The sequence below is a fragment of the Pseudomonas sp. C9D1 genome, from assembly GCF_056491235.1.
Window position 1 is genome coordinate 2,334,652 of record NZ_JBSZIE010000002.1, and the last position, 20,991, is coordinate 2,355,642.

The window sequence follows — 20,991 nt, forward strand, 5'->3', positions numbered from 1 at the left end:
GCGCCGGGGCTGTCACCCAGTCGTCATACAAATTTCACACTGGCTACATGGCGCTGTTCGACACTGCATCCATGAGCCTGCTGCCCCTGAACATCTCGCTGATCAGCGAAACCTTCCTGCCGGAGATCAACGGCGTTGCCAACACCCTGGCGCGCCTGTGCGACGGCTTGCGCGCCCGTGGCCACCGCCTGCAGCTGGTGCGCCCGCGCCAGGCCTGCGACCAGGGCGTGAAGAGCAGCGACGAACTGCTGCTGGTGCGCGGCTGGCCGCTGCCCGGTTACCCCGGCCTGCAATGGGGCCAGTCGAGCCTGCACAAGCTGATCGCGCGCTGGAAGCGCAAGCGCCCGGACGTGCTCTACATCGCCACCGAAGGCCCGCTCGGCCTCTCCGCCCTGCGTGCCGCGCGGCGCCTGGGCATCCCGGCGATCAGCGGTTTCCACACCAATTTCCAGCAATACACCGGGCACTACGGCGTCGGCCTGCTGACCCGCCTGATGACCAACTACCTGCGCTGGTTCCACAACGCCTCGCAACTGACCCTGGTGCCCAGCGCCAGCCAGCGCGAGGAGCTGCAGCGCCGTGGCTTCGAGCGCCTGGCCCTGCTTTCCCGCGGGGTCGACGGCCGGCTGTTCAACCCCGCCAGGCGCTGCGCGGCGCTGCGGGAATCCTGGGGCCTGGGGCCGGACGATATCGCCGTGCTGCATGTCGGCCGCCTGGCCCCGGAGAAGAACCTCAGGCTGCTCGGCCCGACCTTCCACGCCCTGCAGCAGGCGTATCCACAGAAGACCATGCGGCTGATCCTGGTGGGCGACGGGCCGCAGCGCGCACAGCTCCAGGCAGAGCTGCCCGAGGCCCTGTTCCTCGGCCTGCAGCGGGGCGAGGAGCTAGCCAGGCACTACGCCTCCAGCGACCTGTTCCTGTTCCCCAGCCTCTCCGAAACCTTCGGCAACGTGGTGCTCGAAGCCCTCGCCTCCGGGCTCGGCGTGGTGGCCTTCGACCAGGCCGCGGCGGCGCAGCACATCCGCCACGGCCACAACGGCGCCCTGGCGATGCCGGACGTGCCGGTGACCTTCAGCGATGCCGCCTGCTGGCTGCTGGAAGACAGCGAAACCCTGCGCCGGGTGCGCCTGAACGCGCGCCAGCATGCGGGCCGCCAGGGCTGGGAGGCGATCATCCAGCAGTTCGAACAGCACCTGCACGATGTCCACCAGGCGCTGCCCGAACCCCGCGTGACAGCGGGGCTGGACCGCCTCCAGCGCTGATCAGCCGAAAGGCCGGGCCGGTGCGGCAAAGGCCAGGCTCAGCGCGCCCCTGCCGAGGTTGATGGCACCGGTGGGGCTGAGCATCGCCACCTGCAGGTTCACCTCGCGCTGGGCACACACCGATTCCAGCTGGGCGAAGCCCGGCAGGTCGCGCACCACCGAGAGGTCCCCGGCGTAGCTCAGGCACAGCTGCGGCGCCAGCAACTCGCCCGCCAGCACCTGGGCGGTGGCATGGGCCAGCAGCTTCTCCGCCGCGCGCTCGAAGCTCGGCGCCAGGGACACCGGCTTGTCCTCGCCCTGCTGCACGCTGATCACCGGTTTCACATCCAGCAGCGAGCCCAGCCCCAGGGCTGCGCCGCGCATACGGTCGAGCAGGCCGCCACGCTCGCCCTTCTGGAAACCACGGCGGCGCAGGTGGCCGAGGTCGTCGGCGATGAGGAAGGTGCAGACGCTCTCCGAAAGTTGTTCCAGCCGCGCCCGCACCGCGCTCGGGTGGCCGCCGGCGGCGACCAGCCGGGCCGCCTCGGCAGCCAGTACGGCGCTGCCGGCGAACATGCTGCGGCCATCCACCACGCGCATGGCGAAGGGGCTGTTGAGGCCAGCCTCGGCGCGGCGTTCGCGGTAGTGCTGGAGCAGGCTGAAGGAGGCCTGGGTGGCGTGCTCGAAGATCGGGCTGCGCAGGCTGGAGATGGTCAGGCAGATGACATGGTCGTAGGCGGTGACCAGCTCTTCGAGGAACCACTGCTGCATCTCCGCCACCGACAGCGCGTCGCTGTGGTCCTCCGGGCCGACCTTGGCCAGCTGCTCGGCGTAGAACTGCCGGGTGGCCTCGGGTACACGGCGGTCCACCAGGGCCTCGCGCCCCAGGTGGATACGGATGGGCAGCACACGGATGCCGTGGGCAGCGAGGAATTCCTGAGGCAGGTCACAAGTGGCATCCACTACCAGTCCAGTGCGCATGACGACTACTCCTTCGGCCGGTGAACCGGCGCTTGTTGTGATGTTCGCGACCTTGCGCCTTGCCCGCCCGCAAGTCAGCCCAACCGATTGAGGGTTTCACCGGCTCGCAGGCATAAAAAAGCCCCGCACGAGACGGGGCTGGAAATGGGTGCGCCGGCAGGGCCGACGCACCGGGGGACGAATGCTCAGACCAGGCTGGTCAGGGCGTCGCGGCTGAACGGCAGGATGTCCTGCATGCGGCCTTCGCGGACCTTGGTCGCCCAGTCCGGGTCCACCAGCAGGGCGCGGCCCACGGCCACCAGGTCGAATTCCTCATTGTTCAGGCGTTCCAGCAGGCCTTCGATATTGGCCGGCTGGGCGACCTTGTCGGTCTTGACCATGAACTGCAGGAACTCGCCATCCAGGCCGACGCTGCCGACGGTGATGGTGGGCTTGCCGGTGAGCTTGCGGGTCCAGCCGGCCAGGTTGAGGTCGGAGCCTTCGAACTCCGGCTCCCAGAAGCGGCGGGTGGAGCAGTGGAAGATATCCACGCCGGCATCGGACAGCGGCTTGAGGAAGGCGCCCAGTTCTTCGGCGGTCTGCACCAGGCGGGCGGTGTAGTCCTGCTGCTTCCACTGGGAGAAGCGAAAGATGATCGGGTAGTCGGGGCCGACGGCCTCGCGCACGGCCTTGACCACTTCGATGGCGAAGCGCGAGCGCTGGGCCAGGTCGCCACCGTAACCGTCGGTGCGCTGGTTGGTACCTTCCCAGAAGAACTGGTCGATCAGGTAGCCGTGGGCGCCGTGCAGTTCGACGCCGTCCATGCCGATGGCCTTGGCGTCACGGGCGGCCTGGGCGTAGGCGGCGACGACGTCGTCGATGTCCTGCTGGGTCATGCCGTGGACCACCACCTGGCCGTCCTTGAGCTTCTCGCTCGGGCCGTAGCCGGGAACGCTGGCGTCCGGCTCGGTGCCCAGGCGGCGGACGTTACCCACGTGCCACAGCTGCGGGACGATCTTGCCGCCTTCGGCGTGCACGGCGTCGACCACGGTCTTCCAGCCGGCCAGGGCGTCTTCGCCATAGAAGCGCGGGACGTGGGGGTAACCGTTGGCGGCCTGATGGCCGATGGTGGTGCCTTCGGTGACGATCAGGCCGACGCCGGCGGCAGCGCGACGGCGGTAGTACTCGACCACCTGCTCGGTGGGCACGCCGCCCGGGGAGAAGGAGCGGGTCATGGGCGCCATCACCACACGGGTCGGCAGCTCGAGGGCGCCGAGGCGGAAGGGGGCGAACAGGGCGTCTGCGGATGCGGTCATCGGGGTCTCCTGATTCCGGCCAAGTGACCGGTCGTCTCGTTTATGGGCTTTTTAGGGGTCACACCCGCAGCAGGCGCTGCAGGCGGGTCATGAAATCGAACAGCGGCCGGGCGCCGGCACCGACCTTGAGGCGGGTGAGCACGCCCTGCCAGGCGTTGGCGATGAAACCGGCGAGGTTGGCGCAGTCCTCGTCCGCCGGCAGCTCACCGGCACGCTGGGCCTCTTCCAGGCAGGCCTGGAGGATGTCCGCCGAGCGCTGCAGGATGGCGTCCACCTGGGCACCGATGGCGGGCGACAGCTCGGCCATCTCGAAGCTCAGGCTGCCGATGAAGCAGTGGTACTCCAGCTTCTCGTGGCGGGTGAAATGGCTGACCAGCTCACCGTAGTAGTCGAGGATGCGCTGGGCCGGGCTCTTCGCCGGATCGGACAGGGCCTGGGCGTAGCGCTCCAGGCGCGGCGAGTAGAGGTAGTCCAGCGCCTGCAGGGCGAAATCTTCCTTGCTGGCGAAGTAGTGGTAGAAGGACCCCTTGGGAATCCCCGCTGCCTGGACGATCTCCTGCACGCCGGTACCGTGGTAGCCCGCGCGGGTCATCACGCCGGTGCCCTTGGCCAGGATCAGGTCACGTTTGTCGAGTCGGATGCTGTTCATGGCGCCGAGCATATGACCGGTCGTCTCGCTCGGCACAGCACTATTGATCAGGGTGATTTTGGGTCAGAAAGCAGGCGCGCCTTACCCGGCGGTAATGACCTGTCGTGAAGGTAAGGGCGGTTGGGGCGTTGTAGGTTGGCGCCGAGGGCAGCGAGGCCCAACGCAGCGATGTTCGGCCCCGCTGCGAGCCCCCTGTGGGAGCGGCTTCAGCCGCGAAAGACCCCTCGCCGGCACCTGGCTGCGAGCGACTGGGGGCTCCATCGCGAATGAATTCGCTCCCACGGAATGTGCCGCCCAATCACGACTCATGTAGGGGCGACTTCAGGCCGTAGGGCGGGTGAAACCCGCGAAGGGTGGGTGCGGCGTTGTCGGGTTGCACCCGACCTACAAGCCCCACCACGGCCCATGTAGGGGCGACTTCAGTCGCCAAGCAGGCCGCAGGACTGCCAATCTCCGGCGCTTTCCTGCAGCACCGCCTGGTGGATGAAAAAGCGCCATCCACCCTACGCAGGTCCCGCCATCAGGGGAAGGAGCGCCTCAGCCCAGCGCCTTCTCGATGGCCAGCACCAGGGCCGGGTCGTCCGGGGCGGTGCGCGGGGAGAAGCGGGCGAGCACGCGGCCGTCCTGGCCGACGAGGAACTTCTCGAAATTCCAGGTGATGTCACCGGGGAATTCGGCGCCCTCGCCCGCCAGCAGGCGATACAGCGGATGACGGCCGGGGCCGTTGACCTCCAGCTTGCTGCCCAGGGGGAAGCTCACGCCATAGTTGAGGCTGCAGAACTCGCGGATTTCGTCTTCGCTGCCAGGCTCCTGGCCGGCGAACTGGTTGCACGGCAAGCCGAGCACGGTGAAACCCTTGTCGCGGTACTGCTGGTGGAGCTTTTCCAGCCCGGCATATTGCGGTGTCAGCCCGCACTTGGAGGCGACGTTGACCACCAGAACCACCTGCCCCTTGTAGGGCGCCAGAGGCAGCTCCTGACCGTCGAGGGCACGCAGGTTGAGGTCGTGGAATGCACTCATGACAAACTCCTGGATCGTCGCAAGGGAACATCGCAGCGGGACAAAAAAGGCGCCCGTGGGCGCCTTTTCGGTTGATCAGAGCTTAGCAGCCCCGAGGCGACCGAGCGTTGCCGCAAGTCGCCTGGCTGCCCGCCGATCAGTGGTGGTGACCGCCTTCGCCATGGATATGGCCGTGGGCGATCTCTTCGGCGCTGGCTTCACGCACGTTGACCACTTTCACGTCGAAGCTCAGGCGCTGGCCGGCCAGCGGGTGGTTGCCGTCGACGGTCACATCGTCGCCATCGATGTCGCGGATGGTGACGATCTGCATGCCGCCGTCCGGGCCGGACGCATGGAACTGCATGCCGACTTCCAGCTGATCGACGCCTTCAAACATAGCGCGGCTGAGGGTGGCAACCAGTTCGGCGCTGTATTCGCCGTAGGCATCTTCCGGTTCGATGGCGACCTTGATCGCATCACCGGCCTGCTTGCCTTCGAGGGCCTTTTCCAGGCCGACGATGATGTTGCCGGAACCGTGCAGGTACACCAGCGGCGCGCCGCCAGCGGAGCTGTCGATGACCTCACCGGCGTCGTTGGTGAGCGTATAGTCGATGGAGACAGCCTTGTTGGCGGCAATCAGCATGGTGCAAGACCTTTTGGAGAAGATTGAAGAACGTGCAAGTCTAACTGCCAAGACGGCCGATTGCGACCCGAAGGCTGACGGACGGATCGTACGCTTACTTGACTTCCGCCAGGATGACGAAGGCCATTGGGTGGCAGTCTTGTCCTGCGGCCATACCCAGCACCTGCGCCACCAGCCGCCCTGGCAGTCGCGCGCCTGGGTGCTGGACCCGGCACAACGCGAAGCACGGCGTGGACAGCCCTTTTCCTGCGGCTGGTGCGCCCGTGGCGCGGACCCCGAACCAACCAAGGAGCAATGATGCCCTCACGCAACATTCTGGTGATCAACTGTGGCAGTTCGTCGATCAAGTTCGCCCTGGTCAGCGAGGCCCATTCGCAGTTCCCCCTGTTCGGCATCGCCGAGCGCCTGGGCAGCCGCGACGCCGAACTGCGCTGGCAGCGTGGCGGCGACAAGGACAGCCTGATGATTCCCAACGGTGATTACCGCGTCGCCCTGTCGCAGTTGCTGCCCCTGGTGCAGGCGGCCACCGGCGGCAAGTTGCACGGCATCGGCCACCGCGTGGTGCACGGCGGCGAGCGCTTCACCTCGGCGCGCCGCCTGGATAACGAGGTGATCGCGGCGATCCGCGCCATCGCCCCCCTTGCCCCGCTGCACAACCCGGCGGCGCTGCAGGGCATAGAGGCCGCCATGAGCGTCTACCCGCAGTTGCCCCAGGTGGCGGTGTTCGACACCTCCTTCCACCAGAGCCTGCCCGAGCACGCCTACCGTTACGCCGTTCCGGAACACCTTTACCGCGACCACGGCGTGCGCCGCTACGGCTTCCACGGCACCAGCCACCGCTACGTCAGCCACCGCGCGGCGGAGATCGCCGGGCTGTCCATCGGCGACAGCAGCTGGCTCTCGGCGCACCTGGGCAACGGCTGCTCCACCTGCGCCATCGTCGACGGCCAGAGCCGCGACACCAGCATGGGCCTGACGCCCCTCGAAGGCCTGGCGATGGGCACCCGCAGCGGCGACATCGACCCCAACCTGCACAGCCACCTGGCCAGCACCCTGGGCTGGAGCCTCGAAGAGATCACCCGCGTGCTCAACAGCGAGAGCGGCCTCAAGGGGCTGTCCGGGCTCTCCAACGACATGCGTGCCCTGGAACAGGCCCGCGAGCAGGGCCACCCCGGCGCCACCCTGGCCATCGAGGTGTTCTGCTACCGCCTGGCCAAGAGCCTCGCGGCCATGAGCTGCGCCCTGCCCCAGCTGGACGGTCTGATCTTCACCGGCGGCATCGGCGAGAACTCGCCGCTGATCCGCAGCAAGACGGTGACGCACCTGAAGCTCTTCGACCTGGCCATCGACAAGGAAGCCAACGCCCGCTGCATCCGTGGCATCGCCGGCCCGATCCACAAATACGGTCATACGCGCATCCTCGTGGTCCCGACCAACGAGGAGCGGCAGATCGCCCTCGACACCCTCGCCCTGCTCAACTAAGGCGGCTCCATGCATACATTCTTCATCGCCCCCACCGGTTTCGGCGTCGGCCTCACCTCCATCAGCCTGGGCCTGGTCCGTGCCCTGGAGCTGGCCGGCCTCAAGGTCGGCTTCTACAAGCCCATCGCCCAGCACCACCCGGGCGACCGCGGCCCCGAGCGCTCCAGCGAACTGATCGCGCGCACCCACGGCCTCACCGCGCCCAAGGCGCTGGAGCTGTCCCAGGTCGAGCGCATGCTCGGCGACGGCCAGCTCGACGAGCTACTGGAAGAGATCGTCAGCCGCTACCAGCAGGCCGCCGAAGGCAAGGACGTGGTGATAGTCGAAGGCATGGTGCCCACCCGCCACGCCAGCTACGCGGCACGGGTCAACTTCCACCTGGCCAAGAGCCTGGACGCCGAGGTGATCCTGGTCTCGGCCCCGGAAAACGAAACCATCACCGAGCTCTCCGACCGCATCGAGATCCAGGCCCAGTTGTTCGGCGGGCCGCGCGACCCCAAGGTGCTCGGGGTGATCCTCAACAAGGTGCGCGAGGCGGACTTCGCCGAGCAGATCCGCGAGAACTCCTCGCTCCTGCGCAGCGACGACTTCCGCCTGCTCGGCTGCATCCCCTGGGAAGACGAGCTGAACGCCGCACGCACACGCGACGTGGCCGACCTGCTGGGCGCGCGGGTGATCAACGCCGGTGACTACGAACAGCGCCGGGTGCAGACCATCGTCCTCTGCGCCCGCGCCGTGCCCAACACCGTGCCGCTGCTCAAGCCCGGTGTGCTGGTGGTGACCCCGGGGGACCGCGACGACATCATCCTCGCCGCCAGCCTGGCCGCCATGAACGGCGTGCCCCTGGCCGGCCTGCTGCTGTGCAGCGACTTCCCGCCGGACCCGCGCATCATGGAACTGTGCCGCGGCGCCCTGCAGGGCGGCCTGCCGGTGCTGGCCGTGGCCACCGGCTCCTACGACACGGCCACCAACCTCAACCGCATGAACAAGGAAATCCCGGTGGACGACCGCGAGCGCGCGGAGAAGGTCACCGAGTTCGTCGCCCGCTTCCTCGACCAGGATTGGCTGCGCGACCGCTGCGGCACCCCGCGCGAGCTGCGTCTGTCGCCCCCGGCCTTCCGCCACCAGTTGGTCAAGCGCGCGCAGCTGGCCGACAAGCGCATCGTCCTGCCCGAAGGCGCCGAGCCGCGCACCGTGCAGGCTGCCGCCATCTGCCAAGCGCGGGGCATCGCCCGCTGCGTGCTGCTGGCCAAGCCCGAGGAGGTGCAGGCGGTGGCCGTCGCCCAGGGCATCGTGCTGCCCGAGGGGCTGGAGATCCTCGACCCGGACCTGGTGCGCCCGCGCTACGTCGAGCCCATGGTCGAGCTGCGCCAGGGCAAGGGCCTCAACGCCCCCATGGCCGCTGCGCAGCTGGAGGACAGCGTGGTGCTGGGCACCATGATGCTGGCCCTGGGCGAGGTGGACGGCCTGGTCTCCGGCGCCGTGCACACCACCGCCAACACCATTCGCCCGGCCCTGCAGCTGATCAAGACCGCGCCCGGCTACAAGCTGGTGTCCTCGGTGTTCTTCATGCTCCTGCCGGAGCAGGTGGTGGTCTATGGCGACTGCGCGGTGAACCCCGACCCGAGCGCCGCCGAGCTGGCGGAGATCGCCCTGCAGAGCGCCGACTCGGCCGCCGCCTTCGGCATCGAGCCCAAGGTGGCGATGATCAGCTATTCCACCGGCGACTCCGGCAGTGGCGAGGAAGTGGAGAAGGTGCGCGAAGCCACCCGCCTGGCCCGCGCCGCACGCCCCGACCTGCTGATCGACGGGCCGCTGCAGTACGACGCCGCCGCCATCGACAGCGTCGGCCGGCAGAAGGCCCCCAACAGCCCGGTGGCCGGCCATGCCACGGTGTTCGTGTTCCCCGACCTGAACACCGGCAACACCACCTACAAGGCGGTGCAGCGCAGCGCTCAGGTGGTCAGCGTCGGCCCCATGCTGCAGGGCCTGCGCAAACCGGTGAACGACCTCTCCCGCGGCGCCCTGGTGGACGACATCGTCTACACCATCGCCCTCACCGCCATCCAGGCGGCGACCCGCGACTGAGCACCCTGCCCGGCGGGTGGCCGCGCTGCCCGACCGGGCGGTCACCCTTGCCGCTTGCAGTTCAGTGAACAGGCGTTAACCTGTGCCACCACTGGCCCTGCTGCGTTCGCAGCGTCCCCTCAACAGGGCGGCAGAGACCGTCCAGGAACGAGGTCCCGACCTTTCATGCTGAGTTTCCTTCCCGCTTCCGTGCGCGGCGTCATCGCCTCCCTGCTGCTGGCGCTCAATACCTTGTTCTGGTGCTGGCCGCTGTTCGCCGTCAGCCTGCTGAAGATGGCCCTGCCCTTCCGCCCCGTGCGCCTGGCCTTGAACTGGGTGGTGAACTTCATCCACGAGGGCTGGGTGAGCTGCAACAAGGTGTGGATGAACCAGGTACGCGACACCCGCTGGCGGGTGGAAGGCCTCGAAGGCCTCGACTACCAGCACTCTTATCTCGTCACCAGCAACCACCAGAGCTGGGTGGACATCCTGGTGCTGCAGTACGTGCTCAACCGCCGCATCCGCCCGCTGAAGTTCTTCCTCAAGCAGGAGCTGATCTGGGTCCCGGTGATCGGCCTGTGCTGGTGGGCGCTGGAATTCCCCTTCATGAAGCGCTACTCCAAGGCCTACCTGGCCAAGCACCCGGAGAAGAAGGGCAAGGACCTGGAAACCACCCGCCGCACCTGCGACAAGTTCCGCGACAACCCGGTGGGCATCTTCAACTTCCTCGAAGGCACGCGCTTCACCGAGCAGAAGCACCTCGAGCAGAACTCGCCCTTCAAGTACCTGCTCAAGCCCAAGGCCGGCGGCATCGCCTTCGTGCTCGACGCCATGGGCGAGCAGATGCAGGCGCTGCTCAACGTCACCATCCACTACCCTGCGGGCAACCCGAGCTTCTGGACCCTGATGGCCGGGAACATCCCCGAGGTGATCGTGCGTATCCAGGCGATGCCGATTCCCCAGGAATTCATCGGCCGCAGCTACGACCAGGACGAGGCCTACCGCAAGACCTTCCAGCTCTGGGTCAACCAGCTGTGGGAAACCAAGGACGCCGAGCTGGAGCAGCTGCACCAGCAGTTCCCGCCGAGCCGCTGAGGCAGCGCCCCGGAACGCGAAAGCCCGCCGATCGGCGGGCTTTTTCATGGGTGAGTATTCGATCGGCGGGCTCCATGAGCCAGCCCCGTAGGGCGGGTGAAACCCGCGAAGTGGCGAACGGAGAGGCGTCGGGTTGCACCCGACCTACCCGTCACACACCCAATGCAACGATGCCGGGCCCTACTGCGTTGGGCCTCGCTGCGCTCGGCGCCAACCTACGGATGTCTGCCTTAACCCGAGATCACCTCGTCTACCTGCAGCAGCGGGGCGATGTTGGTGTAGCGGGGAATGTCTTCGTTGATCGCCTGGCCGTGCTTGCGCAGCGAGGCCTGGAGGCTGTCGATGGATTTGATCCAGATATTCGCCACACAGAGGAAGGGCGCGGCGGAGCCGTCACCGGAGGCGAGGCCCTTGCGGACTTCGGCCTTGACGAAGTTGTCCCCCAGCATCTCGCTGACCATGGGGATGTGTTTTTCCAGGTAGTAGGTGAAATCGAAGGTGCCGCCCTCGTTGTTCGGATAGGCCACAAACAGGCAATGCATGGGAAAACTCCTTGGGTTGGCCGGCTGCACGGGCGCGCCGTGGGGCAAGTGTAGGTCGCCCCATGACCGGCGCTTGCCATCATGGGGTCGTAGTCGCGGATGGGTATGTGCGCGGCGCCCGGGGCGGGCGTCGCGCAGTGGCCTCAGCCCTGTGGCTTGAAGCTCGCCCAGTCCACCTGCAGGGGGAAGCTCTCGGCCTTGGCCACCGGCAGCCCCGGGGAAACCAGGAAGCCCTGCATGATCGAGCAGCCGTGGTCGATCAGCCAGTCTCGCTGGGCCAGGGTTTCCACGCCCTCGGCGATCACCTCCAGCCCCAGGTGGCTGCCCAGGTCGATGATGGTGCTGACCACGGCGGCATCGCGGGGCGACTCCAGCATGTTGGAGATGAACAGGCGGTCGATCTTCAGCGTGTCCAGCTCGAAGTGGCGCAGGTAGGCCAGGGACGAGTAGCCGGTGCCGAAGTCATCGATGGCGATGCGCACCCCCAGCTCGCGCAGCTGGCGCAGCTGCTCCCGGGTGTTGTCGAGGTCCTGCATCAGCGCGCTTTCGGTGACCTCCACTTCGATCTGCGAAGGTTTCAGCCCGTGCGTCGCCAGCACCTCGCGCAGGTCGTCCACCAGGGTCGGCATGCCGAACTGCACCGGGCTGAAGTTGATGCTGATCACCAGGTCCTCGCCAAAGCGCTCCCGCCATTGGGTGCATTGGCTGACCCCCTGTTCGAGGATCCAGTCGCCCAGGCGGTTGATCAGCCGGGTCTCCTCCAGCAGCGGGATGAACACGTTGGGGGCGACGGTGCCGGCGACCCGGTGCTCCCAGCGCAGCAGCGCCTCGAAGCCGCGCAGGCGGCCGCTGTCGAGGTAGATCTGCGGCTGGTAGACGAGCACGAAATCATCCTGCTCGATGGCGTTGCGCAGGCTCTCTTCCAGCATCAGCCGCGAGCGGGCGCGGCCGTTCATTTCCGGGGAGAAGAAGCGGTACTGCTGGCGGCCGGCACGCTTGGCCTCGTACATGGCGATGTCCGCCGCGCGCAACAGGCCGTCCACGGTCTGCCCGCATTCGGGGAAGCAGGCGATGCCGACACTGGCGCCAAGGGTGATGTCGATGCCGTCGATGCGGTAGCGCACCGACACCAGCTCGATGAGCTTCTCGGCCACCCTGGCCGCGTCTTCCGGGTGCTCCAGGGAGTCGATCAGCGCGGTGAATTCGTCACCGCCCATGCGCGCGAGGATGTCGTAGGGGCGCAGGCAGGTCTTGAGCTGTTCGGAAACGCGCCGCAGCACCTGGTCGCCGGCGTCGTGGCCGAGGGAATCATTGATGCGCTTGAAGCCGTCGAGGTCGAGGTAGAGCACCGCCATGCGCTTGCCGCTGCGCTCGATACGCGCCAGCGCCGCATCCAGCGATTGGTGGAAACCACGGCGGTTGAGCAACCCGGTGAGCGCATCGGTGATGGCCTGGGATTCGAGCTGCGCGTGCAGCTGGCGCACTGCGGACATGTCCAGGCTGATCACCACCATCGAGCGCTGGGCCCGGGGCAGCGGCGCGCAGGACAGGGCCACCGGCAGCGTGCCGCCATTGAGGGTGTTGAGCACCGCGTCGTGCAGGCGGTAGGGCTCGCCGCGCTTCCAGTGGCGGTAGAACTCCGACAGGCGCCAATCGCCGACGATCTCGGGGCTGGAGAGCAGCGAGAGGAAGGGGCTGCCTTCGAGGTCGCTGACCGAGCCCTGGAGCATCAGCGCCATGGCCGGGTTGGCGAAGTTGACCATGCCGTCCTCGCCCACCACCAGGATGCCTTCGGCGGCGTTCTCCAGCACCGAGGCGTTGAAGGCGCGGGCGCTGTCCAGCTGCTGGGTCAGCTGCAGCAGGTCACGGCGGTTGCGCTCGTGCTCCAGCAGCGACTGCACCTTGTGCCGCAGCACCTGCGGGTCGAAGGGCTTGAGGATGAAGTCCACCGCGCCACTGGCGTAGCCACGCAGCACGGCTTCCTGGGTGTGGGCGATGGCGGAGATGAAGATAATCGGCGTGTAGCGGGTGTGCGGGCTGCCGCGCATCAGCCGGGCGACTTCGAAGCCGTCCATCTTCGGCATCTGCACATCGAGCAGCACCAGCCCCACTTCCTCCTCCAGCAGGCATTGCAGGGCCGCCTCCCCCGAGTCGACGGTGCGTACGTCCCAGGTGGAGTCGTCCAGCACCGCCTCCATGGCGGCGAGGTTCTCGTGGCGGTCATCGACCACCAGGAGGATGTTTTCGGGTCCCTTGAGCTTAGGCAGTGGCTGCATCATCGCTGCCTCCGGAAACGTCCAGCCAGCGATGGAGCAGGTCGATCAGTTCCTGGCGGCTCACGGGCTTGGCCAGGTAGTCGTCGGCGCCTGCGGTAATGCACTTCTCCCGGTCGCCCTTCATCGCATGGGCGGTGAGCGCGATGATCGGGATGTTGCAGCCGTGCTCGTCCTTGAGCAGGCGGGTTGCGGTGTATCCGTCCATGTTGGGCATCGCCATATCCATCAGAATCAGGTCGAAGGGTTCACGCTGGTAACTCTCGATGGCCTCCAGGCCATCCCGCGCGGCGCTGACGTCGAGGCCGACCTCGTCCAGCAGCGCACTGAGCGCATAGATATTGCGTACATCGTCATCCACCAACAGCACGCGCATCCCTTGCAGCGAGCGGCTTCCCGCCTCTCCCGGCGCCTGCCCGGCGAGGGCACGCACGCTGCCGAGGAAGCCCTGCACCGCCGAGCTCAGCCCATCCAGGTCATCCCCCGCCTTGCGCACCACCACCGCCGAATAGCGGCGCAGTCGCTGCAGGGTCTGCAGGGTGACGTCCACCCCAGTGTTGATCACCACACGCGAGTCAGCCAGCGGACGCTGTCGATCGAGGCTATCTAGCAGGTCGAAACCGTCCTGGTCGGGCAGGTCGAGGTCGATCACCAGCGCAGCGAAACGCCCGTCCGCGTATGCCTGGCGGGCGCTTTCGGCACTGCTTGCGGCCGTTACGGAGAAGCCCAGCTCCTCCAGGTGGTCGCGGTAGTGATCACGTTCGATGGCGACGTCCTCCACCAGCAGCAGGCGATGCGGGTCCGGGGGCACATTGGCTTCGAGGTCGTTGAAGACCCGTTCCAGATCTTCCCGGGCGATGGGTTTGACCAGGTAACGGGTGGAATCGTCCAACCAATCTGTCGGCTGCGGCACGCAGGAGATGATGTGCACCGGCGTGCCGCGGTGCAGGGCCTGGCTGCGCAGGCGCCGGTAGATCTGCCAGCCGCTGACGTCCGGCAGGAGGATGTCGAGGATCACCGCCGCGAAGCGCTCCTGCTGCAGCAGGCCGACCGCCTGTCGGCCACTGCCGCAGAGCACGGTGGCATAGCCATGGCTCTGCGCGGCTTCGGCGATGACGCTGGCGAAATCACCGTCGTCTTCGACGATGAGCACCGCCGGCCCGGTGCCGTTGCGTACAGGCAGGGCCTCGCCGTCAGCCTCTTTCTCCGCCTCGAAGCCCACCGCCACCGGCAGTTCGACGATGAAGCTGGAGCCCTGCCCCGGCGTGCTGGTGATACGGATCTGGCCATCCAGGGCCAGCACCAGCTGGCGGGTGATGGCCAGGCCCAGGCCGGTGCCACCGAAGCGCCGGCTGGTGGAGCCGTCGATCTGCTGGAAGGCCTGGAAGATACGCTCGTGCTGCTCGGCAGGGATGCCGATGCCGGTATCACGCACGGTGAAGCGGATGATCTCGCGGCCATCGCCATCGGTGCGGTCGATGACCCCGACACTCAGCTCCACCTCGCCCTGCTCGGTGAACTTCAGGGCATTGGAGAGCAGGTTGCGCAGGATCTGGTGCAGGCGCACGCGGTCGCTGTGGATGACCCGGGGCACGCCGGGCTCCACCCCGGTGATCAGGCGCAGGGCCTTGATCTCGGCCATGGGGCGCAGGCTGGCGTCCAGTTCCACCAGCACATCCTGCACATTGAGCGGCTCCAGCTTGAGCTGCATGCGCCCGGCCTCGACCTTGGCCAGGTCGAGCACGTCGTTGATCAACTGCAGCAGGTCACTGCCGGCGCGGTGGACGATGTCGGCATGGCGCGACTGCTTCTCGGTGAGGTTGCCGGCGCTGTTCTGGCGCAACTGGTCGCTGAGAATGAGGATGCTGTTGAGCGGCGTGCGCAGCTCGTGGGACATGTTGGCGAGGAATTCCGACTTGTAGCGGTTGGCCAGGATCAGTTGCTCGGCCTGGTCACGCAGGCGCTGCTCGGCGGCCTTGCGCTCGCTGATGTCGATGACCACCGCCTGGACCCAGGTCTCGCGGCCGCTGCGGATCGGCGACAGGCCCACTTCCAGGGGAATCATGCGGCCGTCGCGGTGCTGGCCGAACAGCTCGCGGTTGTTGCCCATGCGCCGGGGCTCGGGGTTCTTCTGGAAGCCTTCGCGCAGCCCCACATGGGCCTCGCGCAGGGCTTCCGGCAGCAGGCGCTCGACGGTGGCGCCGAGCAGCTCCTGGCGGCTGTAGCCGAACATCTGCTCGGCCTGGCGGTTGACCATGACGATGCTGCCGCGCAGGTCCACCAGGATGATGGCGTTGGGCGAGGCCTCCACCACCAGGCGGAAACGCTCCTCGGCGGCACGCCGCGCCTGCAGGTCCACCAGGTTGATCAGGTAGCGCGTGCCGTCGCGCTGGTTCAGGGAGGTCAGGCTCAGGGAGGCGAGGCCATCGCCGCCATCGTCGCGCTGGATCTGGAACTCTTCCTCGCCACTGCGCAGCCGCTCTTCGTCGAGGTCCAGCAGGCGTGGCAGGTAGCGACGCACACGCTGGCCGGAAAGCAGGTCGGATTCGCAGCCGAGCAGCTCGGCGGCGCTGCGATTGGCCATCTCGATGCGGCCCTGGGCATCGCATAGCAGGGTCGCCACGGGCAGGCGCTCGACCAGGATGCGCAAGCGCTCCTCGCGCTCGCGCAGCAACGAGGATGCCTGGTCGCTGGCGGCGAGTTGGCGCTCGCGCAGGTGCAGGTAACCGCCCACCAGCAGCGACAACAGCAGCGCGGCGGCCAGGCCGGTCCACAGGCTGTAGCTGAGGCGATCATCCACCAGCAACGCTTCATATTCGGCAGTGCTGCTCACCTTCAGTGCCCAGGTGCGGCCGAACAGCTTGATCTGGCGCTGCTCTTCGAAGCGCGGTGGAAGGCCGTTGTCGATGGCATCGTCGAGCAGCACGGCTCCGGCCTCCAGGTCGCTGACGTCGACTCGGTACAGGCGCACCCGGTTGCCGAGGATGCCGCTCATCAGGTCATGCAGGCGGAAGGCCCCGGCCACCGCACCGATGAAGGCCTCGCGCCGCTCGTCGGCGGTGGTCGCCGGGGCGTTCGAACGGTACACGGGCATGTAGAGCAGCACACCGCTCTGCAGGTCCTGGTCGGTCTCCTGCTTCAACCTCAGGGGACCGGTGAGGCGTGCCTCGCCGCTTTCCCGGGCCTGCTCGATGGCCTGCGCCCGCACCGGCTCGCTGAGCATGTCGAAGCCCAGGGTGCGGCGGTTGCGCCAGTCCAGCGGGCTGGTGTAGTCCACCACCACATACTCGTCGCGCGGGCCGGGCGGGAAGACGCGGAAGTCGCGGCGTCCATCGGCCTGGGTGGTGCCGACGAAGTCGTTGAGCTGGTCACGCTTGAGATAGCGGCCCCAGGCCAGCGCCTGGATGCCCGGGTAGCGGTCCTGCAGGTGCAGTTGGTCGGCCGCCTTGGCCCATTCATCCGGAAGCACGTCGGAGCTGCCCACCAGCAGGCCGGACATGCCTCGCAGCACCATTTCGTAGGCGCGCATGCGGGTCGCGAGACGCTCGGCGATCTCTTCGCTTTCCAGGCCGAAACGCCGCTGGTACTCCGCCTGGTTGCGGTTTTCCAGCGCCAGCCACTGCCACAGCACCAGGCCGCCAAGCCCCACCAGCAAGGCCAGCGCCACCACCAGGGGCAACCAGGGTTTCCTCGCGGAGGTGCCGGTACGCTCGTCCATGAATGCTCCTGTCCGTTCCTTGTCCGGGAGCCCGCCTTGGAGGGGCATCCGACCGGCAAATCATGGTTCGCGGGAACCATGTCGGCAGTCTAGTCAGGAATCGGCACCATGGCCTTGCGCCAGCAGGGAGACGACGGACGGCATGAAACGACAAGGCCCCCGAATGGGGGCCCTGTGCTGGAGCGGGGGAATCAGTAGCCCTGTTGCTGGGGCACCTGGGCGTTGGGCAGCGGGGTGAGCTTGATCTCCACGCGACGGTTCTGGGAGCGGCCCGCATCGGTGGCGTTGCTCGCCACCGGCTGGTCCGGGCCCATGCCACGGGAGCTCAGGCGCGCACCGTTGACGCCCTGGGCCATCAGGTAGTTGGCCACGCTCTGCGCGCGCAACTGCGAGAGGTTGACGTTGTACTGGTGGCTGCCGGTGCTGTCGGTGTGGCCGACGATCTCGATGTTGTTCTGGTCGTACTGCTTGAACGAGTTGGCCAGGTTGTTCAGCGGCGTATAGAAGTTGCTGGCGATGTCTGCCGAGTTGGTGGCGAAGGTGATGTTGCCGGGCATCACCAGGTTGATGTTGTCGCCCTGGCGCTGCACCTGCACGCCGGTGCCTTCCATGCTGCGACGCAGCTCCGCCTCCTGCCGGTCCACGTAGTAGCCGTAGCCCGCGCCAGCGGCGCCGGCCACAGCGGCGCCGATCAGCGCCCCCTTGCCACGCTTGTCGTGGTTGATGGCAGCACCGGCGACGGCGCCGGCCAACGCGCCCAGGCCGCCGTAGGTGGCGGTCTTGCTCATGCCCTGGCGGGGCGCCTGGCCCTGGTTCTCGTAGGGGTTCTGCGAAGCACAGCCCGACAGCAGGGCGACGGCGGTAGCGGCGATGATCAGGCGACGCGTGGTGAACATGGACTTTCTACTCCTGAATGATCGACAGCCCCGATGGACTGACGACGATTAGAGCATGGCCCATGCTGGAAATTCCGTGGCCTCAGGCACGGATGAACGGGTTTTCGCGCATCTCGTCGCCCAGCCGGGTATCCGGGCCATGGCCGGTGACCACGGTGGCCTCCTCGTCCAGGCTGTAGAGGCGCTGGCGGATGGAGCGCTCGATGGTGGCGTAGTCGCCGCCCCACAGGTCGGTGCGGCCGATGCCACGGCGGAACAGCGTGTCACCGGCGATCAGTAGGCGCGCCTCGGGGAACCAGAAGCTCATGGAACCCGGCGTGTGCCCGGGGGTGTGCAGGGCCACGCCGCAGCCACAGGCCAGTTCTTCATCGTCGGCCAGCCACTGGTCGGGTGCCGGCAGCGGCTTGTAGGGCACGCCGAACATGCGGCACTGCATCTCCAGGTTGTCCCAGAGGAACTGGTCTTCCTTGTGCAGGTGCAGGGTGGCGCCGGTGGCTTTCTTCAGCTCGCCGGAGGCGAGGAAGTGATCCAGGTGCGCGTGGGTGTGGATGATGCTCACCAGCTTCAGGCCATGGGCCTCCAGCCGCGCGATGATCTGCTCGTGGTTGCCGCCCGGGTCGACGACGATGGCCTTCTTGCTGATGGGGTCGCCGATCAGCGTGCAGTTGCACTGCAACGGCCCGACGGGGAAGGTCTCGCGGATCAGGGTGGGGTGCGCTGCGGTCATTGCCGGTCCTCCAGGCCAGGTCGCCGGCCTCTGTGCGGGCCGGTCGGATCAGGGGTCAGCACGATAATCGCTGGGCAGCTTGCCCGTCCATTTCTTGAACGCGCGACGGAAGTTGGAGGGATCGCTGAACCCCAGCAGGTTGGCGATTTCGAACAACGGCAGGTGGGTGGTGGTGAGGTACTGCAGGGCCAGGCCCTTGCGCACCTCGTCCTGCACCTGCTGGTAGCTGGTGCCCATGGACGCCAGGTGGCGGCGCAGGCTGCGGCCGCTGGTGTGCAGCGAGCGCGCGGCGCTGTCGAGATCGGGGAAGTCGCCGGGGCGCGCCAGCAGCAGGCGGCGCACGCGGGTGAGCAGGGCGTCCTGCACGTCGAGGGTGGCCAGCAGGGCTTCGCACTGCTGCTCGCACATCTGCACCGTGGCCGGGTTGGCCAGGGCCATGGGGCGGTCGAGGTAGTGCTTGGGCAGGCTCATCCAGTGGTAGGGCTGCTCGAACTCCACGCCGCCGCCGAACACTTCGGCATACCGCGCCGCATGGGCCGGCGCCGGGTGCGCGAAGCCCACCGCGAGGCCGCGCAGCTCCTCGCCCAGGAGGAAGCGGGCGATGGTGTAGAAGCTGGTCATCAGCCCCTCGCCGGCAAAGCGCCCCAGGGGGCCCATGGGAAAGGATTCGGCGGCGCGCAGCTGCAGGCAGTCGCCCTGCTCCACCAGCTCCAGCTCATAGGCGAGACCGAGCACCCGGTAGTACTTCATGGCGAATTGCAGGGCACGGCCCAGGTTGGCGCTGGAGAGCACCGCGTAGCCGAGGATGCCGTGGGTGGACACATTCAGCCGCTGGCCCAGCACCAGGCCCAGCGCCGGCTCGTTGCACAGCACCAGGGCCGCGCTGGCCAGCAGGTTGAAGTCGATGAAGGACAGGCGGCCGTTGGGGCTCTGGAGGATTTCCGGGCGCACCCGGGCCTGGGCGAACAGCGTTTCACGGGGCACACCCAGCTCTTCGGCCAGGCTCAGCAGGGCCTCGGCATAGGCGACGGGCACCAGTTCGGCGGAGAAGGTCAGTGGCTGTTTCATCGTTCTTCTTATTGGTCAGCTGGATCAGCGGTGGCCGGATATGACCCGGTTATTGGCAGAAGATAACCTTGTCCGACAAAACCCGGCAAGCCAAAGTTGGAGCGTGGTTTCTGCATAGACTCAGGGAGTCCCCATGACCAGCACGACCCCAGAAGGATTGGTAATCCGCCCGCGTCACATGGATTTCGACCTGCCCAATCCGCTGCCGCGCCACTGGCACAGTGGCAACGCCTTCAAGACCCATCTGTTCGACGCCATGTCGGTGCTCTTCCCCGACGGCGAGCGCTTCTTCATCGACTCGGTGCGCAACTTCCGCGAGGAGATCACCGATCCGGTGCTGAAGGAGCAGATCCGCGGCTTCATCGGCCAGGAAGGCCATCACAGCCGTGAGCACCTGGAATACAGCAACCGGCTGCGCGACCTCGGCTACGACATCGGCCGCATCGAGCGCCGCGCCCAGGCGCGCATCCGCTACACCCAGAAGAAGTTCTCCAAGCGCCGCCAACTGGCCGCCACCGCCGCCCTGGAGCACATCACCGCGATCATGGCCGACGGCCTGCTGAAGAACCCCGAGCACATCGCCGGCGCCCACCCGACCCTGGCCCGCCTGTGGCGCTGGCACGCGCTGGAGGAAACCGAGCACAAGGCGGTGGCCTTCGACGTCTACAACCAGGTCTGCGGCAGCCGCACCCTGCTGCGCCGAGCGATGATCATGGGCACCTTCTTCTTCATGCTCGACACCCACCGTGGCCTCATCCACATGCTCAAGCGCGACGGCCTGCTGTGGAACTGGCGCGTCTGGCGCGACGGCCTGAGCTGGATGTGGGGCAAGAACGGCATGTTCCGCCAGCTGATCCCGGCGTACATGGACTTCTTCAAGAAGGGATTCCATCCCTGGCAGCACGACAACCTCGAACTGCTGCACAAGACCCGCGAGGAGTTCGACGGCGTGCCTGCGACGGCGTGATTCTCCGGTAGAGATACGCAACGGCCCTTCGGGGCCGTTGTCGTTTCTAGGGTGGAAGGGAATCGAAGGGTGGGCGTAGGGTGGGCTTCAGCCCACCGTTCACTCTCTCTGCTCCAACGTCTTCGCCTGGTTCTGGATGGGTGTGCGCTCCAATTTCCCGGTGCGCGCAGCACACCCTACGACGGGGCTTCGAGCTCCGCGCAGGAGTGTCCCTCCCGTAGGAGCGAGCTCTGCTCGCGAAAACCCTCCGAACGAACTGCCAAAAGAACGGTGGGCCTACGCCCACCAACGCCCTCCCCGCCCACCCCATGCCACCCCACACCATCCTGCGATTCTGCGCCCACGCAA

The 20,991-nt window shown here is 67.2% G+C and carries 17 protein-coding genes; 6 read left to right on the top strand and 11 right to left on the bottom strand.

The annotated features are described in order from the left end of the window. Positions 1-47: 47 nt before the first annotated feature. Positions 48-1,262, top strand: coding sequence for a glycosyltransferase family 4 protein (locus tag ACXI0U_RS19010; RefSeq protein WP_479550686.1), 1,215 nt, complete (start codon positions 48-50; stop codon positions 1,260-1,262). Here ACXI0U_RS19010 and ACXI0U_RS19015 read toward each other — a convergent pair whose 3' ends face one another. The 5 genes from ACXI0U_RS19015 to ACXI0U_RS19035 all read right to left on the bottom strand — a co-directional run bounded on the left by ACXI0U_RS19015 (position 1,263) and on the right by ACXI0U_RS19035 (position 5,808). Continuing rightward, on the bottom strand, positions 1,263-2,222 hold the full coding sequence (locus ACXI0U_RS19015) for a DegV family protein (RefSeq protein WP_043239906.1): 960 nt from the start codon (positions 2,220-2,222) through the stop codon (positions 1,263-1,265). Between the two features lie 185 nt (positions 2,223-2,407). Further along, positions 2,408-3,517 carry an NADH:flavin oxidoreductase gene (locus tag ACXI0U_RS19020; protein ID WP_043239903.1) on the bottom strand — a complete coding sequence of 370 codons (1,110 nt, stop codon included), beginning with the start codon at positions 3,515-3,517 and terminating at the stop codon, positions 2,408-2,410. 58 nt (positions 3,518-3,575) lie between these two features. Continuing rightward, positions 3,576-4,166: a TetR/AcrR family transcriptional regulator gene (locus ACXI0U_RS19025; RefSeq protein ID WP_031286925.1), complete on the bottom strand. Its 591-nt coding sequence runs from the start codon at positions 4,164-4,166 to the stop codon at positions 3,576-3,578. Positions 4,167-4,703: 537 nt separating this feature from the next. Further along, the gene (locus ACXI0U_RS19030) at positions 4,704-5,186 is read right to left on the bottom strand and encodes a glutathione peroxidase (RefSeq protein ID WP_021222300.1); all 483 of its coding nucleotides are present in this window, start codon (positions 5,184-5,186) and stop codon (positions 4,704-4,706) included. Between the two features lie 136 nt (positions 5,187-5,322). Beyond that, on the bottom strand, positions 5,323-5,808 hold the full coding sequence (locus ACXI0U_RS19035; protein WP_021222299.1) for an FKBP-type peptidyl-prolyl cis-trans isomerase: 486 nt from the start codon (positions 5,806-5,808) through the stop codon (positions 5,323-5,325). Between ACXI0U_RS19035 and ACXI0U_RS19040 the strand changes: the two genes are divergently transcribed. The 4 genes from ACXI0U_RS19040 (at position 5,807) to ACXI0U_RS19055 (ending at position 10,452) form a co-directional block, all read left to right on the top strand. Then, on the top strand, positions 5,807-6,106 hold the full coding sequence (locus ACXI0U_RS19040) for a DUF3565 domain-containing protein (protein WP_021222298.1): 300 nt from the start codon (positions 5,807-5,809) through the stop codon (positions 6,104-6,106). The two genes, ACXI0U_RS19035 and ACXI0U_RS19040, sit on opposite strands and share 2 nt — an antisense overlap. Continuing rightward, positions 6,106-7,290: an acetate kinase gene (locus tag ACXI0U_RS19045; protein WP_479550687.1), complete on the top strand. Its 1,185-nt coding sequence runs from the start codon at positions 6,106-6,108 to the stop codon at positions 7,288-7,290. Before ACXI0U_RS19040 ends, ACXI0U_RS19045 begins: the two co-directional genes overlap by 1 nt. Positions 7,291-7,299: 9 nt before the next feature. After that, positions 7,300-9,378 (top strand): phosphate acetyltransferase, encoded by a 2,079-nt coding sequence (gene pta, locus ACXI0U_RS19050; protein ID WP_479550688.1) that lies wholly within the window; start codon positions 7,300-7,302, stop codon positions 9,376-9,378. Between the two features lie 165 nt (positions 9,379-9,543). Next, positions 9,544-10,452: an acyltransferase gene (locus tag ACXI0U_RS19055; protein WP_479550689.1), complete on the top strand. Its 909-nt coding sequence runs from the start codon at positions 9,544-9,546 to the stop codon at positions 10,450-10,452. A gap of 230 nt (positions 10,453-10,682) precedes the next feature. On the opposite strand, the gene ACXI0U_RS19060 is transcribed toward ACXI0U_RS19055, so the two are convergent. From ACXI0U_RS19060 to ACXI0U_RS19085, 6 genes are all read right to left on the bottom strand, one after another. Beyond that, the gene (locus ACXI0U_RS19060) at positions 10,683-10,994 is read right to left on the bottom strand and encodes an EthD family reductase (protein ID WP_043239894.1); all 312 of its coding nucleotides are present in this window, start codon (positions 10,992-10,994) and stop codon (positions 10,683-10,685) included. Between the two features lie 143 nt (positions 10,995-11,137). Beyond that, complete coding sequence (locus ACXI0U_RS19065; protein ID WP_374978898.1) at positions 11,138-13,273, bottom strand: putative bifunctional diguanylate cyclase/phosphodiesterase; 2,136 nt, start codon at positions 13,271-13,273, stop codon at positions 11,138-11,140. After that, entirely contained in the window at positions 13,254-16,985 is a 3,732-nt protein-coding gene (locus ACXI0U_RS19070) for a response regulator (protein ID WP_479550690.1), read from the bottom strand. The genes ACXI0U_RS19065 and ACXI0U_RS19070 overlap by 20 nt, the downstream gene beginning before the upstream one ends. Before the next feature lie 191 nt (positions 16,986-17,176). Beyond that, a complete protein-coding gene (locus tag ACXI0U_RS19075) occupies positions 17,177-17,881 on the bottom strand; it encodes a YiaD family glycine zipper/OmpA-like lipoprotein (protein ID WP_271658977.1) in 705 nt (234 codons plus the stop codon). 82 nt (positions 17,882-17,963) lie between these two features. Beyond that, positions 17,964-18,608 (bottom strand): MBL fold metallo-hydrolase, encoded by a 645-nt coding sequence (locus ACXI0U_RS19080; protein WP_479550691.1) that lies wholly within the window; start codon positions 18,606-18,608, stop codon positions 17,964-17,966. A 48-nt stretch (positions 18,609-18,656) separates the two neighbouring features. Further along, on the bottom strand, positions 18,657-19,676 hold the full coding sequence (locus ACXI0U_RS19085) for an AraC family transcriptional regulator (RefSeq protein ID WP_021222289.1): 1,020 nt from the start codon (positions 19,674-19,676) through the stop codon (positions 18,657-18,659). Positions 19,677-19,809: 133 nt separating this feature from the next. Between ACXI0U_RS19085 and ACXI0U_RS19090 the strand changes: the two genes are divergently transcribed. Then, complete coding sequence (locus tag ACXI0U_RS19090; protein WP_479550692.1) at positions 19,810-20,643, top strand: metal-dependent hydrolase; 834 nt, start codon at positions 19,810-19,812, stop codon at positions 20,641-20,643. Positions 20,644-20,991 lie beyond the last annotated feature (348 nt).

What these genes read in the sequence shown, in the direction of transcription:
- ACXI0U_RS19010 (WP_479550686.1), top strand. Translation starts at nt 48, where the DNA reads ATGGCGCTGTTCGACACTGCATCCATGAGCCTGCTGCCCCTGAACATC.
- ACXI0U_RS19015 (WP_043239906.1), bottom strand. Translation starts at nt 2,222, where the DNA reads ATGCGCACTGGACTGGTAGTGGATGCCACTTGTGACCTGCCTCAGGAA.
- ACXI0U_RS19020 (WP_043239903.1), bottom strand. Translation starts at nt 3,517, where the DNA reads ATGACCGCATCCGCAGACGCCCTGTTCGCCCCCTTCCGCCTCGGCGCC.
- ACXI0U_RS19025 (WP_031286925.1), bottom strand. Translation starts at nt 4,166, where the DNA reads ATGAACAGCATCCGACTCGACAAACGTGACCTGATCCTGGCCAAGGGC.
- ACXI0U_RS19030 (WP_021222300.1), bottom strand. Translation starts at nt 5,186, where the DNA reads ATGAGTGCATTCCACGACCTCAACCTGCGTGCCCTCGACGGTCAGGAG.
- ACXI0U_RS19040 (WP_021222298.1), top strand. Translation starts at nt 5,807, where the DNA reads ATGGTGCAAGACCTTTTGGAGAAGATTGAAGAACGTGCAAGTCTAACT.
- ACXI0U_RS19035 (WP_021222299.1), bottom strand. Translation starts at nt 5,808, where the DNA reads ATGCTGATTGCCGCCAACAAGGCTGTCTCCATCGACTATACGCTCACC.
- ACXI0U_RS19045 (WP_479550687.1), top strand. Translation starts at nt 6,106, where the DNA reads ATGCCCTCACGCAACATTCTGGTGATCAACTGTGGCAGTTCGTCGATC.
- pta (WP_479550688.1), top strand. Translation starts at nt 7,300, where the DNA reads ATGCATACATTCTTCATCGCCCCCACCGGTTTCGGCGTCGGCCTCACC.
- ACXI0U_RS19055 (WP_479550689.1), top strand. Translation starts at nt 9,544, where the DNA reads ATGCTGAGTTTCCTTCCCGCTTCCGTGCGCGGCGTCATCGCCTCCCTG.
- ACXI0U_RS19060 (WP_043239894.1), bottom strand. Translation starts at nt 10,994, where the DNA reads ATGCATTGCCTGTTTGTGGCCTATCCGAACAACGAGGGCGGCACCTTC.
- ACXI0U_RS19065 (WP_374978898.1), bottom strand. Translation starts at nt 13,273, where the DNA reads ATGATGCAGCCACTGCCTAAGCTCAAGGGACCCGAAAACATCCTCCTG.
- ACXI0U_RS19070 (WP_479550690.1), bottom strand. Translation starts at nt 16,985, where the DNA reads ATGGACGAGCGTACCGGCACCTCCGCGAGGAAACCCTGGTTGCCCCTG.
- ACXI0U_RS19075 (WP_271658977.1), bottom strand. Translation starts at nt 17,881, where the DNA reads ATGTTCACCACGCGTCGCCTGATCATCGCCGCTACCGCCGTCGCCCTG.
- ACXI0U_RS19080 (WP_479550691.1), bottom strand. Translation starts at nt 18,608, where the DNA reads ATGACCGCAGCGCACCCCACCCTGATCCGCGAGACCTTCCCCGTCGGG.
- ACXI0U_RS19085 (WP_021222289.1), bottom strand. Translation starts at nt 19,676, where the DNA reads ATGAAACAGCCACTGACCTTCTCCGCCGAACTGGTGCCCGTCGCCTAT.
- ACXI0U_RS19090 (WP_479550692.1), top strand. Translation starts at nt 19,810, where the DNA reads ATGACCAGCACGACCCCAGAAGGATTGGTAATCCGCCCGCGTCACATG.